This is a genomic window from Blautia wexlerae DSM 19850 (assembly GCF_025148125.1).
Lineage (GTDB): Bacteria > Bacillota > Clostridia > Lachnospirales > Lachnospiraceae > Blautia_A > Blautia_A wexlerae.
Genome location: NZ_CP102267.1, coordinates 4,373,107 through 4,389,779, shown reverse-complemented (window position 1 = coordinate 4,389,779; position 16,673 = coordinate 4,373,107). Strand labels below are relative to the sequence as shown.

The 16,673-nt window shown below is 49.0% G+C and carries 13 protein-coding genes and 2 pseudogenes; 12 read left to right on the top strand and 3 right to left on the bottom strand.

From position 1 onward, the window contains the following. From srtB to NQ550_RS20385, 7 genes are all read left to right on the top strand, one after another. The gene (srtB, locus tag NQ550_RS20415) at positions 1-4,920 is read left to right on the top strand and encodes a class B sortase (protein ID WP_025577934.1); all 4,920 of its coding nucleotides are present in this window, start codon (positions 1-3) and stop codon (positions 4,918-4,920) included. Between the two features lie 62 nt (positions 4,921-4,982). Then, positions 4,983-5,465, top strand: a complete 483-nt coding sequence (locus NQ550_RS20410; RefSeq protein WP_025577932.1) for a hypothetical protein — start codon at positions 4,983-4,985, stop codon at positions 5,463-5,465. Between the two features lie 188 nt (positions 5,466-5,653). After that, complete coding sequence (locus tag NQ550_RS20405) at positions 5,654-6,271, top strand: DUF6088 family protein (protein WP_025577929.1); 618 nt, start codon at positions 5,654-5,656, stop codon at positions 6,269-6,271. After that, positions 6,268-7,266 carry a nucleotidyl transferase AbiEii/AbiGii toxin family protein gene (locus NQ550_RS20400; protein ID WP_025577928.1) on the top strand — a complete coding sequence of 333 codons (999 nt, stop codon included), beginning with the start codon at positions 6,268-6,270 and terminating at the stop codon, positions 7,264-7,266. The genes NQ550_RS20405 and NQ550_RS20400 overlap by 4 nt, the downstream gene beginning before the upstream one ends. Positions 7,267-7,349: 83 nt before the next feature. Further along, entirely contained in the window at positions 7,350-7,667 is a 318-nt protein-coding gene (locus NQ550_RS20395; protein ID WP_029676883.1) for a hypothetical protein, read from the top strand. A 55-nt stretch (positions 7,668-7,722) separates the two neighbouring features. Then, entirely contained in the window at positions 7,723-8,430 is a 708-nt protein-coding gene (locus NQ550_RS20390; protein WP_025577927.1) for an FAD-dependent thymidylate synthase, read from the top strand. After that, positions 8,427-8,840, top strand: coding sequence for a dUTP diphosphatase (locus NQ550_RS20385; protein WP_005361111.1), 414 nt, complete (start codon positions 8,427-8,429; stop codon positions 8,838-8,840). Before NQ550_RS20390 ends, NQ550_RS20385 begins: the two co-directional genes overlap by 4 nt. Before the next feature lie 119 nt (positions 8,841-8,959). Here NQ550_RS20385 and NQ550_RS20380 read toward each other — a convergent pair whose 3' ends face one another. Continuing rightward, on the bottom strand, positions 8,960-9,274 hold the full coding sequence (locus NQ550_RS20380; protein ID WP_005361112.1) for a helix-turn-helix domain-containing protein: 315 nt from the start codon (positions 9,272-9,274) through the stop codon (positions 8,960-8,962). A 149-nt stretch (positions 9,275-9,423) separates the two neighbouring features. On the opposite strand from NQ550_RS20380, the gene NQ550_RS20375 reads away from it, so the two are divergent. The 5 genes and pseudogenes from NQ550_RS20375 to NQ550_RS20355 all read left to right on the top strand — a co-directional run. Then, positions 9,424-9,933 carry an SLOG family protein gene (locus NQ550_RS20375; RefSeq protein ID WP_025577925.1) on the top strand — a complete coding sequence of 170 codons (510 nt, stop codon included), beginning with the start codon at positions 9,424-9,426 and terminating at the stop codon, positions 9,931-9,933. A gap of 65 nt (positions 9,934-9,998) precedes the next feature. Further along, complete coding sequence (locus NQ550_RS20370; protein ID WP_081703194.1) at positions 9,999-10,154, top strand: DUF3789 domain-containing protein; 156 nt, start codon at positions 9,999-10,001, stop codon at positions 10,152-10,154. Further along, positions 10,151-11,170 carry a DUF5688 family protein gene (locus tag NQ550_RS20365; RefSeq protein WP_025577923.1) on the top strand — a complete coding sequence of 340 codons (1,020 nt, stop codon included), beginning with the start codon at positions 10,151-10,153 and terminating at the stop codon, positions 11,168-11,170. The genes NQ550_RS20370 and NQ550_RS20365 overlap by 4 nt, the downstream gene beginning before the upstream one ends. Before the next feature lie 20 nt (positions 11,171-11,190). Beyond that, positions 11,191-12,612: pseudogene (locus NQ550_RS20360) on the top strand (DNA topoisomerase); the annotation flags it as partial. 53 nt (positions 12,613-12,665) lie between these two features. Continuing rightward, positions 12,666-13,076, top strand: a pseudogene (locus NQ550_RS20355) (recombinase family protein); the annotation flags it as partial. A 145-nt stretch (positions 13,077-13,221) separates the two neighbouring features. Here NQ550_RS20355 and NQ550_RS20350 read toward each other — a convergent pair. Then, positions 13,222-14,862 carry a recombinase family protein gene (locus tag NQ550_RS20350; RefSeq protein ID WP_025577919.1) on the bottom strand — a complete coding sequence of 547 codons (1,641 nt, stop codon included), beginning with the start codon at positions 14,860-14,862 and terminating at the stop codon, positions 13,222-13,224. Next, positions 14,846-16,513: a recombinase family protein gene (locus NQ550_RS20345; protein WP_025577918.1), complete on the bottom strand. Its 1,668-nt coding sequence runs from the start codon at positions 16,511-16,513 to the stop codon at positions 14,846-14,848. The genes NQ550_RS20350 and NQ550_RS20345 overlap by 17 nt, the downstream gene beginning before the upstream one ends. Positions 16,514-16,673 lie beyond the last annotated feature (160 nt).

Sequence of the window (16,673 nt, the reverse complement as noted above, 5' to 3'; positions counted from 1 at the left end):
ATGGAACATATCATAACCAGACGCCGCGGCTTTCGCAGGCTGTTGGCGTTTTTGCTTTGTATGGCAAGCATTTTGGGGCTTCTTCCGGCTCAGGCTTTTGCCATGTCTGTCGGACAGACGGCAAGCTCCTGGCTGGGCGACCAGTATGTGGGCTCTGATGGGAACCACTACCGTGCCCCGGCGCCTTACACCTATCTTGCCTACCATGCAGACGGAACCATCGATGTACACACCAGTTCCGGGGGCAATGCTTACCGGCACTATATGCTGACGGATTCTGACGGGATCAGCCACCAGGTTTACTGTGTGGAGAGCGGGATTCCTTACCATACTTCGGAAAATACCTATGTTTCGGAAAGCGGGACCAACAGCCAATACCTGAACCTGCTTCCTGCCGAGGCAAGGAGGGGGATCACCCTGACTGCGATCTATGGCTGGAAACCCGGTGCGGCGCTCCCTGTTTCCGGAATCAACGAGGATGACTATAAGATGGCAACCCAGATCATCCTTTGGGAATACCAGCAGCAACTTAGAAGCGATCCGTACAGCCGCCACGGAAACGGCCACGCAGACGCCGACCAGTATTTCAGCGTGATCGCCGGACGACCGGCAGAAAAAGCCTATGACTGGATTCTTGCACAGGTCGCTTCCCATTCCACAGTACCTTCCTTTACTTCTTCTAAGAAAAGCGAAGCACCGGAACTGGAACTGAAATGGGATGTAGAAAAAAAGGTCTATACCCTGACGGTCACAGATACCAACAACTTGAAGATCGATCTGGAGGCTTTGAAAGGCAGCGGCGTTTCTGTGACAAGAAACGGAAATGAATACACCTTTACCAGCAGGCAGATGATGATGGACCCGGTGCTGTTTGAATTCCGAAAGAATATCCCGGTGGCAAACGACATGCTGATCTGGGGCAGACCAGGCTACCAGACCATGATGACCGGCGCCAGCGATCCGGTTTCCTTCTTTGTAAAGATCAAAACGGAAACTTACGGTACCGCAAAACTTGTCAAGACCAGTGAGGACGGCATTGTTTCCGGTATCACCTTCCATATCTCCGGTACGGACATTTTGGGAAATGAAGTCAATGAGGAAGTTACGACCGGAGAAAACGGCCAGATTGAAAAGAAGCTCCTGCCGGGAACCTATCTGGTAAAAGAACTTCCGGTGGATCGCTATGTGACCCCTTCCGCACAGTACGTGACCATTGAAAGCGGGCAGACTTCTTCGGTACATTTCAGCAATATCCTGAAGAAGTTCCGCGTCCATGTGGTAAAGAGCGACGCTGATACCGGAAATGCCCAGGGGGACGCCACGCTTGCAGGGGCGACCTATGGGATCTTCCGTGATGGCGAACTGATCGACACTTATACTACCGGGCCGGATGGCAGCTTTATGACTCGCTATTATGTGTGCGGGGATAGCTGGACGATCCGGGAGATCGAACCGAGCACCGGGTATCTTCTGAATGAAACCGTTTATGAAGTGGGTGCATCCCCTTCCCTGTATGAAGTGGAACTCAATACCACAGAAAATCAGGTGACGGAAACGGTTATTTACGGAAATATCCAGCTTGTCAAGCACACCGATGACCTGGACCCGGATGTGCCTGAGGGCGAAAATACCGACGATCCCAATGCCGGTATCATCGAACGCCCGGAAGCAGGCGCAGTCTTTGAAATTTACTTAAAGGCAGCCGGAAGCTATGACGCGGCAAAGGAAAGTGAACGCGACCTTCTTACCACGGATGCGGATGGTTTTGCTTCCAGTAAACCGCTTCCGTATGGGCATTATACGGTCCATCAAATCGCAGGCGAGGAAGGCAAAGCCTTTGTCCCGGACTTTACGGTATTCATTTCCTCTGACGGAAAGACTTACAGCTATATCCTGAACAACCGCACCATCACAGCCCGTCTGAAAGTTGAAAAATGTGACGCAGAGACCGGAAAGATTATCCCTGTGACCGGAACCGGTTTTCAGATCAAGGATCTTTCCACCGGGGAATTTATCACCCAGACCGTCTACTATCCGAACCCGGAAACACTGGATACCTTCTATGTTTCTGACGAGGGCTGGCTGATGCTGCCGGAGCCTTTGGCCGCCGGGGATTATGAACTTTATGAGGTAGCTGCTCCTTACGGCTATGTGCTTTCCGACCAGCCGGTACCGTTTACCATTGACGGCAGCGAGGCGGTTGTGACGGTCACGCAGTACAATATGCCGCAGAAAGGCCAGCTTACCATCACAAAGACCGGAGAAGTATTTGCTTCTGTCCAGGAAAACGACGGACTGTACCAACCGGTATATGAGGTTGCCGGACTTCCCGGAGCGGTCTATGATGTGATCGCAGATGAAGATATTTATACCGGTGACGGTACCTTGCGGGCAGCAAAAGATACGGTTGTGGAAACACTTACGACCGGCGAGGACGGTTCAGCAAAAAGCGGGCCCCTTTATCTCGGCCGTTACCGGCTGGAGGAACGTCAGGCTCCTTCCGGCTGTGTGCTGAATCCTCAACCGGAATATGTGGAACTGACCTATGCGGGTGAGACCGTAGAGGTTACACAGACAGCGGCCGGTCTTTATGACGAACGCCAGAAAGTGGATGTCACACTTTTCAAGGCAATGGAGACCGATGACCTGTTCGGTCTTGGCATGAACGAGGAATATAAGGATATTTCCTTTGGACTTTATGCTTCCGCAGACCTGACGGCGACAGATGGCAGCGTGATCCCGGCAGGTGGACTTCTGGAAGTGGTCTCTGTTTCGTCTGTGGAATCCGGCGGTTACAGCGCTTCCTTCGCTTCCGACCTGCCTTTTGGCAGCTATTATGTCAAGGAACGCACAACCAACGGCGCCTATATCCTTTCGGATCAGGAATATCCGGTTGTCTTTGAGTATGCTGGTCAGGAAACCGCCCTGGTACAGATCCTTGTCAATGAAGGCGAGGCTGTTTCCAATGAACTTCTCCGTGGGCGTGTAGACGGTGTAAAAGTCGGGGAAAACCCGGAAGGCGGCGAGGATGTCACGCTTGCCGGTGCGCTCATGGGTCTGTTTAGACCTGATACCGAAGAATTTACTGAAGAAAATGCGCTGCTTACTGCTATTACCGGAAAAGACGGCAGTTTTTCCTTTGAGAACATTCCTTACGGACACTGGATCGTCAAGGAGATCTCTGCCCCTGACCTTTATACGGTAAGCCCGCAGCAGCACCATGTATATATCGGTGCAGACGGACAGCATATCGAGATCCGTGTGGAAAACACCCTGATCCGCGGCAGTGTTCAGGTAACCAAAACCGAAGCTGTGGAGGAACCTTCCCCTGTGGAAAAGGAGGATAAGAAAGACAAGAATTCTTTCCTGCGCTTCCTGTCCGGTGCAGTGTTTGACCTGTATGCGGATTCCAACGCCAACCAGGAATATGATCCTGACGATCAAAAGATCGGTACGCTGAAAGAAACCGATGCAGGCTATCATACGGCGGAAAACCTTCTGGCTGGCGGCTACTTTATCAAAGAAAGCAAAGCGCCGGAGGGCTATCAGCCTGACTCAAACGCTTACTATTTTTCCATCACAGAAGATGGACAGGTCGCAGTTGTGGAAAATGGAGAAGCCGGGCACGGATTTACCAATGAGGCTTACCGCGGCAACTTAAAGATCACAAAGAATTCCAGCGACGGGCGCAAAGATGGTTTTGCCATCGAGGTTAAGAGTGCGGACGGCTCCTACTGCGAGACATTCACCACTCCAAAATCCGGCGTGATTGAAGTTAAGGGCCTTCGTGTCGGTATTTATACCGTAACAGAAGTTGCAAACCGGGCAAGCAAGGATTACATCATTCCTGATGCCGCTACGGTGGAGATCAAGGCAGATCAGACATCTACAGTCCAGTTCTTTAATGAAAAACCGGAAAAGCCGGATAACCCAAAGAACCCAAAGAACCCGGAAAAGCCTTCTGTTCCCTCCAATCCTTCCACCCCTCAAAAGCCGGTACCGCAGACCGGGGATGATCCGTATATTTTCCTGTATGGCGGACTGCTGGCAGCCGCACTGATCGGCGGCAGCGTATTTGCTGTGTATTATTTCAAAAAGGGAAAATACAGCAGGACTTCCCTGAAAAGAACGGCTGTCGGGGTTTCTGTCCTTTCACTCTGCGTTCTGGTGGCTCTTGGCAGCGGTTTTTTGGTGTTCCGTGACTTGAACCAGTATGCTGAGAGTAAAGATGCCTATCGAGATCTTGCCGGATATGTGGAAGTACCGGAGCAGACAGCTTCCCCGGAGTCGGCACCCGATCCGACAGAACCAAAACGGGACGATACCGATATTGTCCTGCCTTCGGTAGACTTTGAAACGCTCCGTGAAAATGGACCGGACATCATCGGATGGCTTTCCCTTCCTGATACGGTGCTCAATTATCCGGTAACGCAGACCGACAACAACGAATATTACCTGAACCATCTTTATGACGGAACCTATAACAAGGTTGGCTGCCTGTTTGCCGATTATGAAAACCGGGCAGATTTTTCAGACCGCAATACGATCATTTATGGTCATAATATGCGGGATGGTTCCATGTTTGCGCTGCTGAACCGGTACGATGAACAAAGTTACTTTGATGCTCACAGGCAGATGTATCTCGTTACTCCGAAGGGTGGTTATGTCATGGAGATCTTTGCGGCTTTTGCAGCAAAGCCGGAAGAATCCGGCAGTGAAACTTCTCCCTGGCAGCTTTCCTGGAAGGATGACGGTGCTTATACTACCTGGCTTACAGCTATGAAGGAACGTTCTGCGGTGGAAAGTGATGTGACTGTGACCTGCAGCGATAAGGTACTGACCCTTTCTACCTGTACGCCGGGCGGCACAGGACGCTTCCTTGTCATGGGAAAACTCGTGAAAGTAGATAACGAAATATAGATTTTAGACGGTGCGGGGGCAAAAGCTCCCGCACTTGCTGTTTACAAGGAGGATTTTATTTTATGGTAAATACCATTATTTCCATTCCCGGCTATGTCCATCTTTACCGCTCACTTTTGCGGTTTTACGACATGCCGGAAAATGAAGTCCGGGAAATGCTCTATCTTCTGAATACGGCAAACCTGGACTGCTACGAGTATTATCACCCGGACCGCAGTGTGATCCAGAGCGGACCGGTCGCTTTTTGCGGATGGCTGGAAACGAAAGACTGCCGCCCTTACCGCACAGAGGTACAGCTTTACAAGTCGTTGCTGTTTTTGAAGCGCAGCATTGACCGTGACCTGATCGTATCAGCTCAGAGGGAGGCTCTGCAAACCCTGCGCTGTATCATCTCCAATCTGGAATACCGCTTTTATAAAGCCTATGGCATGGAGATCGAGGACAAACGCACGGTCTATGGGGAATGTACCTACCGTCTGGTTCCAAGGGAGGACGAACCCAGCGTGTGCCTGATGCACGACTGGATCTACCTGCCGAGTGCTTAAAATGTCCCGAATAATACACAATATTCGGGACAAAATAAGAATACGATAGTTCCTATCTCCTGATATAAAATTTGAAACTGATGTATAAATTCTGTTCTATGTGGAATACTATTGCTAAAACTCTTGAAGCCTATTGAAAATTTGTCCCGAATAATATATAATATTCGGGACAAAAGGAGGGGAGCAATATGGCAAATGGCTATTCCAAACAGATTCAGGAGCAGATAAAAGCAGCGGCGGAAGGAACTATTTTCATCAGTTCTGATTTTGCGGATATTGCCGATACGGAAACCATAAGACGGAACTTAAACCGGCTTACACAGGCAGGTATGCTTCGCCGCATTTTGAAAGGTGTTTATGAAAAACCAAAATATAGCAAACTTCTGGATGAATATGTGGCGGCAGACCCGGAAGCGGTGGCGAACGCATTGGCACGAAGTTATCACTGGACGATTGCCCCATGTGGGAATACAGCATTGAACCTGTTAGGTCTTTCAACACAGGTAACAGCAGTATGGTCCTATATCAGCGATGGTCCATATAAGACCTACGAGTGGAACTCTACAAAGCTGGAATTTAAGCACCGAACCAATAAGGAGATTACCGGATTGTCCTATATGACAAGTTTGGTTATACAGGCATTAAAAACGCTTGGCAAATCGAATGTTACGCCAGAAGTCATACAGATGCTTTCCGAAAAACTGACAGACAAGGATAAACAGGCTTGTTTGAAGGAAGCAACAGAGTCTACGGATTGGGTTTACGATACGATACGACAGATTTGTGGAGGTGAAAAGGTACAATGAGAAATATAGCAAGACTTTCAGATAACGACCGCAGGGAGCTGTTCAGAAATACAGCAGATAAAATGGGACTGAATGATGCCATCGTAGAAAAAGACTTTTGGGTATGTTTTACGCTGGATTATTTATTTCACCGCTCACCATGGAAAGAGTCCATCACCTTTAAGGGAGGTACCAGCCTTTCAAAAGCCTTTCACCTGATCAGCCGGTTTTCAGAAGATATTGATTTGATTCTGGACTGGCGTGTATTGGGATATGGCAAAGATGAACCATGGGAGAAACGTTCCAATACAAAACAGGATGCTTTTAACAAAGAAGCCAATGCGCGTGCGGAGGTATTTCTGTCCGAAACATTCTGCCCGGCAGTCAAAGCCGGCTTATCCCAGGAAATCGGTTGTGAAGCAAATGTCTACATAGATGAAAAGGATAAACAGACGGTCATTTTCGCCTATCCGCACCTTTTTACAAATACGGCGACCTTACAGGTGATCCGTTTAGAGATTGGTGCGCTGGCAGCGTGGACTCCTGCAAAAACAGCGCAGATCGAACCTTACGCGGCAAAATATTATCCGAAGATTTTTGAGCAAAAAGAAACTGCAATCCTTACCGTTGCCCCGGAACGGACCTTCTGGGAAAAAGCCACAATCCTGCACCATGAAGCGAACAGACCGGAACATTTGGAAATGCCGCAGCGGTATTCCAGACATTATTATGATCTCTACCGCATGGCTGCAACACCGGTTAAAGAAGCTGCTTTTTCCAGGCTTGACCTCCTGAAGAAAGTTGTAGATTTCAAAATGAAATTCTATCCCAGATCATGGGCGAAGTACCCGGAGGCTGTGCCGGGCACATTAAAATTACTCCCGCCGGAATATCGGTTTGCAGCATTGGAAGCGGACTATAACTCTATGCAGGATATGTTGTATGGGGATGTTCCGACATTTGAGACAGTCATAGCAGCGGTCCAGGAACTGGAAAAAGAGATCAATACACTATAAACAATTACATATCCATTTATTTGCCGGCTATTCTAAGATGCTTTAGAATAGCCGGTTTCTTGTTTTCAAAGGAGGGATGCTATATTACGCAAAATGAAGTCAATGCCGTTTTTGACGAACAGGTGCGGCTCTGTGCTGATACCTTGAAACGGAAAACCAAAGAATACACCGGGGATGACCCGGACCGGCTGGGTGCATTTAAGGCAGCGGCAGCTTTACAGCACACAACGCCCCAGCGTGCCCTTGCCGGTATGCTGGCAAAGCATATTGTTTCTCTATACGATATGTGCTTTGCCGAAGAAGTGGTTTATCCGATGGACACATGGGACGAAAAGATCACAGACAGTCTTAACTATCTGTTCTTACTGAAAGCGATTGTAAAGGAGGGACATACCAATTAAACAGATTGAAGTAAAAATTTTGAACTGCCAGGCGGTAGCGGAAGCAGAAAAAAACATGGTCTTTGCGGCAAGGCTTACCCAGCAGGGACATAAGATTGCCTCAATGGACGACCTGATGGAGCTCTACGAAAAATCATTCAGCGTTCAGACAGTAGCAGCTATGGGGGCGCTTCCCCATCCTACCATCCAGAAATTTGCGGTGATCACGGTAGCCATTGTCGGCGCCAGCAGGCGTTTTCTGGCGCAGATCACCCGCCACCAGAACGAAGTAAAATTTATGAGCGCATCGCTGCAGTACAGCAACTATACGGGACAGGCGGATTTCGCTGTCCCGTATTCTATTATGACGGCTCCGGCAGTGGTACGGGAACTGTACTTAAAAAGCTGTAATGAAAGCATGAAATGTTATGAAGCCCTGTGCACTGCCGGAAGCGGGCACGATGCGGCCGGCTATGCCACGCCCCAGGGATTGCGGAATGTACTGCTCATCAGCGCCACCCCTTATCAGTGGAAACATATCATCAGCCAGCGGGTATGCCGGAGAAATACAGATGAAACAAGGATCGTGCTGCTAAAGGTCTGGAAAGAACTTTATGAACTAAGCCCTACTTTGTTTGCCCCATCACTGACCGGGCCTTTTTGTCAGATGGATCGATGTCTGGAAGGGAAAATGACCTGCGGACGAAAACTGCAGGCAAATATGACGCCAGAGGATATTTTGGAAAAAGATTATCCTGCTCTTTGGGAAGGAGACTGCCGATGAAAATAAAACTGATCGACTTTGGCGTACCGGAGCACCAGCGTCCTTACCGTCCGCATGGCAATGATGCCGGAGCGGATGTTTATCTGCCCTATGACTGTACCTTACAGCCCGGAGAAATCGCCAAAATTCCTTTGGGTTTTGGACTGGAAATACCGGATGGATATGCGGGATATATCTTTCCCCGTACCAGCATGGCGGTAAAAGGTCTGGTCTGTGAACTGCCGCCTGTGGATTCCGGCTACCGTGGAGAGATCCATGCGATCATCAGCAATGTAAGCAATCAGGCGCAGTCTCTTTTTAAGGGAGCCCGTATCGGGCAGCTTGTGATCACGCCGATCGTCATTGCGGATTTTGTAACCGATCTGGGAACAGAACGAGGAACCGGCAGCTTTGGCAGTACCGGCGAATAGAAAAAGGCTGTTTGGAGAACAGTTTTTGAATACTTATCGGTATAGGGAGCGGACATTTCGAGAACATTATAAAATATAATAAAGAAAGTCACGAAAAAAGCGGCCATTACCGTGACCGCTTACTTTCTGCTATTGAGTTCTTTCATAATACCGAGGATATATTGCATGGATTGAGGATCAAGCTGTCTTGCCTCTGCAATGAATTCCTTTAAGGTTTCCGGGTAGGTATTTCCTTCATCAAAGAATTCCTGCGGTGTCACACCCAGATATTCGCAGATGTAGAAAAAAGACTGCATAGCGGGAAGTGACTTTTTATTCTCAATATTATTGATGTAGTTGTTTGCCTGACCTAACGATAAAGACATATCACGTGCGGAAACTCCTTTTTGTGTCCGCAGCTTCGCTAATCGTTCCGGGACAAAATCTTCATACATCGCCTTCACCTCCCATTCTGTAATAGATTGTACCTCACGCCCCTTTATTATCCGCAAAAGGAAAAAGGGTATTATCGTTGACTTGCTAAATTAAATCTATTACTATATGAAAAGTGAAGAATTTTACCTATCAGATGGAGGGATGACCGATGAAAGGAAAAACTTGCTGTGTTACCGGACACAGGGATTTACCGCAGAATGAGATCAACAAAATAAAAACAGCCTTGGCACATGAGATCGATGCTGCTGTTACAGATGGGTTCACCTGTTTTATGAGCGGTTTTGCAGATGGCGTAGACCAGTATTTTGTGGAGCTGGTGCTGGAAAGAAAGCAGACCACCCCGGCACTGGAGCTGATCGCAGTGATCCCTTACCGCAAGCGTCTGGACAGCCTAAATAAGAAAACAAGAACCCGTGAACTGCTGGAGGCTTGTGCGGATGTTGTTGTGATACAGGAAAAATATCTCCCAAGCGTCTACTCCCACAGAAATCGTTATATGGTGGAACACTCCGACCGAGTGATCGCTGTATATGACGGACGGGAAACCGGAGGTACAGCAAAGACGATCCGCTTTACCCATCGGATGAAGAAGGAACTGCGGGAAATCCCAGTTGGAGAAATCGTCCTGCCGGATCACTTGAAACCAAAAACAAAATAGATACCTGTTGATGCGCTCACTTTGAAGTGGGCGTTTTTCTTTACCCATTTTTAGGAGGAATGCTTATGTGGAACCTGATCTTACATTTCCTTACCTTTGCCGGAGGGATAGTTTCCGGCGTTATGCTGATGTGTCTTATGCAGGTTGGAAAAGAGAACACGGAACATTCCGAACCCAAACACAACGCAAATCTGACGGACAAAAAGGAGGACAACGATTGAATCAGAATTTTGTAGAATATGTAAAAAGCCATATCAAGGAATACCTGCCTATGGAATACCAGAACGCAGTAGTTTCCATCAATGAAGTAACAAAAAGCAACGACCGGCTGCTGACCGGATTGACGATTCTTTCTCCCGGAGAACGATCTGCACCAACAATCTATCTGGAAGCGCTCGCCGAGCAGGTGGAACAAGGGCTGTCCTTAGATGCGGCGATGAAACAGATCGCACAGATTCAGGTGGAAAATCACAACCGGGTTCCGCTGGACATCTCTGTTCTGGAAAACTATGAGGCCATCCGTCCTATGCTGGCGGTACAGATGTGCGATCCTGAAACAAATCAGGAATATCTGAAAGGAAAACCTTATACTTCCTGCGGGGATCTGGCAGCTTATTACAGGATTCAGGTTGCAGCAAATGAGGAAGGGACTGCTTCTGTTGCCATTACTGAAAGCATGATTCAGATGTGGGGTATCACAAAAGAACAGCTTCATAAAGATGCGGTGCAGGCAGCAAACGCAAGGAGTCCTGTCTGCCTTTATGACATGGAAGAAGTCATGGCAGAAAGTATCTTCTCTGTAAAACCTGAAAACCTCTTTAACCGTGAAGAACCATTGGATATAGGAATGATACCCATTTATATCTTGACAAATCAGGAAAAATTAAACGGTGCATCTGTATCGGTGCAGGACGGCGTTCTGGAAAAAGTCGCTGAATTACTCGGTACCAATTTTTATGTCCTTCCGTCATCAATCCACGAGCTGCTGATTTTGCCGGATAATGGTTCCATGCAGCTTTCCGAATTGGAAGCTATGGTACGAGAGGTCAATGCTACCCAGGTAGCCCCGGAGGACCGCCTTTCGGATAAGGTCCAGTATTATGACCGTGAGGCAAAGCTGCTGCAGCGTGGACAGGAAAAAAGCGTTTTAGGACGGCTCTCGGATAAAAAAGCACAGATTCAGCAGGCAGATCACACAGCACCAAAGCAGCCCCACCGCAGTGAAGTAAGTCTGTAAGAAATGGAGGTTACAAAAATATGAAACTTGTGATTGCAGAAAAGCCCTCTGTTGCTATGTCACTGGCAGCAGTATTAGGCGCAACGGAAAGAAAAGACGGTTATCTCGAGGGTTCCGGCTATCTGGTGAGCTGGTGCGTGGGACATCTTTTGGAACTGGCACAGCCGGAGGCTTACAAAGAACAGTACGCCAAATGGCGGTATGAGGATCTTCCGATCCTACCGGAAAACTGGAAATATGAAGTGCCAAAGGATAAGAAAACGCAGCTTGCCCTTTTGTGCCGATTGATGAAGGACAAACGGGTGGATTCCGTGGTATGCGCTACGGATGCCGGACGAGAAGGAGAACTGATCTTCCGTCTGGTCTATGAATATGCCGGATGTAAAAAGCCTATGGAGCGCCTTTGGATTTCCAGTATGGAGGATGCGGCGATCCGTGAGGGCTTTGACCATCTCCACCCCGGCAGTGATTACGATAAGCTCTATGATGCGGCGGTCTGCCGGGCAGGAGCCGACTGGCTGATCGGGATCAATGCCACCCGGCTTTTTTCTGTCCTGTATGGTGTCACCCTAAATGTCGGCCGTGTTATGTCACCGACACTGGCACTTTTGGTACAGCGTGAGTCGGATATTGAATCCTTCATCAGTAAGCCTTTTTATGTGCCGGAAATCACCTGCGGAGGTTTTACTGCTTCCGGCGAAAAAATGACGGAACGATCCGAGGCTGAAAAAATCCGTATGGACTGTGACCACAACTCCGCTTTTGTGCGTTCTGTGGAAAAGCAGGTAAAAACTATACAGCCTCCCCGCCTTTATGACCTTACAACTCTGCAAAGGGAATGTAACCGTATTTATGGCTATACGGCTCAACAGACCCTTGATTATGTGCAATCTCTCTATGAAAAGAAGCTGGCAACCTATCCGAGAACGGACAGCCAGTATTTGACGAAGGACATGCAGGCAACCGCCGCTTCCCTGATCCTGTGGCTGCGTGACAATATGACCTTTGGAAAAGGCTACGCCGGAGAGCCGGACATTGACCGGGTAACAGATGACAGCAAAGTGACTGACCACCATGCCATTATCCCAACTGTGGAAATCGCACGGACAGACCTGTCAGAGCTTCCTTCCGGGGAGCGGGATGTGCTTACCCTGCTTGTCGTCAGACTGCTTTGTGCCACAACGCAGGTACACCGATTTGAAGCGGTCACCGCTATATTGGACTGCCAGGGATATACTTTTACGGCAAAAGGAAAGACTATTTTACAGTCCGGCTGGAAAGAGGTGGAACGGATTCACCGTATGAGTATCAGGCAGAGTGAAACGGAACACAAAGAAAATGAAGCTGTCGCTCTCCCTGTGCTGCAGGAAGGACAGACTTTTGAAGCTGTATCAGCAAGTCTCCGTGAAGGGAAAACTTCACCGCCGAAACACTATACGGATGTGATATTTTGTGAGCGTAAGGAGTGGATAGGAATTGAAGAAAGGAGTTCAGCATGAGAAGAAAAAAAGATAGAAGCAATGGCATTACTGCTTTGTATGAAAGACTGTCTCGTGATGATGATAATGCTGGAGAGAGTAACAGTATAGTTCATCAAAAGCAAATGCTTGAAGATTATGCTATGAAACATGGTTTTACGAATCTTGTTCATTTTACCGATGATGGTTGGAGTGGAGCGACTTTTGACAGACCTTCATGGAACAGACTTGTTGAAGGTGTTAAAAACGGAGAAATCACTGCCTGTATCTGCAAAGATATGTCCAGAATCGGCAGAGATCATCTGCAAGTAGGTTTTTTCACTGACATTCTGTTTAGAGAAAAGGAAGTTCGATTTATAGCAATCAATAATGGTATTGACAGTGACCGTCAAGAAACCAGTGAGTTTGCCCCTTTTCTGAATATCATGAAGAACATAAGCTGTTTGGGAAGGGTGTTCTGCTGAATCACTCTTTTTCGACAAAGCGATGCGGTTCAATCGCAAACCGTTTTTATAGAATGTTGTCAGGTGTATGCCCGGACTGCGGATGCAGCCGGGTCTTTTCTTTTTCTCATTATACCACACCAACAAAGCGGTAAAAGATTTTAATGTCCTGATGGCGCTGGCCGTCTATGACGGAGCGTTCTCCGATCTCGATATGGTCAATCAGTTCCTCAACGATTTCCCGGTCAAGCTCCTGCACATCCAGATAGCGGCAGACGATGCTTGCCCATTGTCGGATATTTTCAACCTCTTGCTGGGCTTTTCGTTCCTCTGCCAGAAGAACCTCCAGACGCTCTGCCTTTTGGATGCGTTCCTGTTCACTTTTCTGAATCAGGACCGCAAAGGTATCGTTATTGATTATGCCGCTGACCTTATCCTCGTAAAGTTTGGCGGTCATGTGTTCCAGCTCTCCGATACGCCGCCGCAACCGGCTGATTTCCAGTTTGGAATCCTCTTGCCTGGCTGTGCTTTCGGAAAGTATCTGCTGTCTCAGCTTGTCCAGCACAGCATTTTCATCCTGCGCTATTGCTTGACTGTGCGCCCTGATTTCATTCAGCACCAGCGTTTTCAGCGAGATTTCATAAATCCGATGCCAGGAACAGGCACTGCGTCCGGTGGTGGCAAAGTGGGAGCAGATATAGGAAACATATCGCTTGGATGTCCCGTTTTTTCTGCGCTGGGTCTCGCGGGTGGCTGCCAGAGGATGCCCACAATCGGCACAGACCAGTTTGCCGGTGAACAGGGCGGGCATAGGGGCGGCATGATTTGCCACCTGCTGTTTCACTGCCCGGTTCTTTTCCTGAACCGTTTCCCACAGTTCCCGGTCAATGATTGCTTCGTGGACATCCTCATGGCAAATCCATTCTGTTTCCGGCTTCTGTATCATGGTCTTATCCTTGTAGGAACGGGAGCCGGTACGGTTTTGTGTGACTATGCCGAGATAAACAGTATCGTTCAGAATATTTTTCACCGTGGCATAGGTCCACAGTTTGGAGTATTTGCAGCCGCCTTTTTTCCCGTAGTGCAGTTCCCAATACCAGCGGGGAGAAAGGATGCCTTTCTTGTTCAGCGCCGCCGCAATCTTACCGTAGGCCATGCCGGAACAGCGCATCTGATAGATTTCCCGCACCACAGCGGCGGCTTCTTCATCCACCACCAGCCGGTGTTTATCCTCGTCGCTCTTGCGGTATCCGTAAGGAGCATAGGCGGTCAGATATTGGCCGCTTTTCTTTTTGGCGTACAGCACCGATTTGATTTTCCCCGACAGGTCCTTTAGATGATAGTCGTTCATCAGACTGCGGAAGTGCAGCATATCGGTGTTGTCACCCTCGCTGTCCAGACAATCCAGCACAGATACAAACCGGCAGCCCAGGGATGGGAAAATCACATCCGTATAGCGGCCTACCTCCACAAAGTCACGCCCCAGGCGGGACAGGTCTTTGACCAGAATCAGGTTAATCAGGCCGTGGCGGGCATCCTCCAGCATTTCCAAAAATCCGGGCCGCTGAAAATTCCCACCGCTGTACCCATCGTCCCGATAGGTCTTGACCTCCATCCAGCCGTTGAGCATGACAAATTTGGAGAGGATTTCGTACTGGTTCTCTATGCTGGCAGATTCATCGCCGGGTATATAGTTTTTTGCCTTTGCGGAATTGGAGGCATCATCCACGCTCAGGCGGCAGTAAATGCCGACCTTATATTGCTTCTTCAAGTGGCTGCCTCCTTTCTTCCTGCGACAGCGCCGCGTCCACATTTCCGACATAGCGGTAGTAAACACGGAGGTCACAAATCCGCTGTCCACCCACTTTTTTGGTTTCTCCCACCTCAATGCGGTCCACCAGTTCAAAGAGAATGGATTCATCCAGCTCGGTAATCTCTGTGTATTGGCGGATAATGGTCAGCCAGCGGTCCGCATCCGTGCGGTTTTCCAGATAGCTTTTGACCTTGTGTTCCAGTTCCGGGATGGCTTCGGACTTTTTTGCCCGTTCCGCTTCATATTTGTGCATCAAGGTTTGAAAAACGGTCTGCGGAATGGTTCCGGCACATTTATCCTCGTAGAGATTCTGCATCAGCCGTTCCAGCTCGGAAAGCCGCGCTGTGTATGTTTTCAGCTCCTGTTCACAGGAGGAAAGGCGGCTTTTTGCTTCCTTATCCTTTAGGCGGATGATCTGCTGGACCAGCTGCTCCGGGTCATATTCTGCAAAACGGGCCTTTTCCCGAATGTCCTCCAACACCAGCTGGGTCAGCACATTTTCATAGATAGTGTGAATGGTGCAGGCTCCCTTGCCGCTGCGGGAGTAGTTGCCGCAAATAAAGGAACTGTACCGCCCCGGTGTTCCGTCTTTATAGGTGAATCGCTCCACCTGATTTCTCATTTTGAAGCCGCAGTCCGCACAGTACACAAGGCCGGTGAAGATACTCTTATAGCCATCAGCGGAAAAAGATTTCCGTACCTTCTTTTTGTCAATGCTGACCACGGTATCCCACAGCTCCTGTGAGATAATCGGTTCATGGGTCCCTTCCACACGAATCCATTCTTCCTCCGGTTTGCCCACGAGTTTGCGAGACTTATACGACAGCGTTCCGGTTTTTCCCTGGATCATGTTGCCGATATAAACCTCGCTGCGGACGATGTTTTTCACCGTCTGGTCTGCCCATTTGTGGTTGACCCGGCGCGGATCGCTCTGTCCCTTGCGCTGGTAGTACAGCACACCGGGGGACGGGATGCCTTCTTCGTTCAGCGTGACGGCGATGGCGTGAAACCCTGTTCCGGCTGCCCGCATCTCAAAGATACGGCGCACAATCGGGGCGGTGTCCTCGTCGATCACCAGATGGTGCTTATCCGCCGGGTCCCGCTTGTAGCCATAGGCGGGGTAGGTTCCCATGAATTTGCCGTTTTCAGCGCAGGCTTTTTTAACTGCCTTGACTTTCTTGCTGGTATCGCGGCTATAAAATTCGTTAAATAAGTTCAAAAAGCACATGACATCGGTGCTGCCATTGGTGCTTTCCGTGTCAATGCCGTTGTTCAGAGCGATAAACCGACAGCCCAGGGATGGGAACAGGTAGTCTGTGTACTGTCCAAATTCGATGTAGTTACGGCCAAAACGGGACAGGTCCTTGACCAGAATCACATTGATCCGCTTGGCCTTGGCATCCTCTATTAGTCGTTTGACCCCAGGACGGTCAAAATTCGTACCTGAATATCCATCGTCGATATAGGTATCAACCTCATTCCAGCCCCGCTGCTGTACATAGTTCTGAAGCAGCAGTTTCTGGTTCTCGATACTGACGGATTCGCCGTCGCGTTCATCGTCGTTACTCAAACGGCAGTAGATGCCGACGTTGTATGTTTTTGTAGTCATCTTTATTTTCCCTCCCGACAATTCAGATTCCATACCTCGTGCGGCGTGATGGCTCCACAGGGAATCTCCCTGCATGAACATCGTAACGGAGAATCCATCGCCGCGCAAGGGTGCGGGTCGCCGGTGGCGACCTCTAAACGCCGAAGGCGGTTAGAAGCAC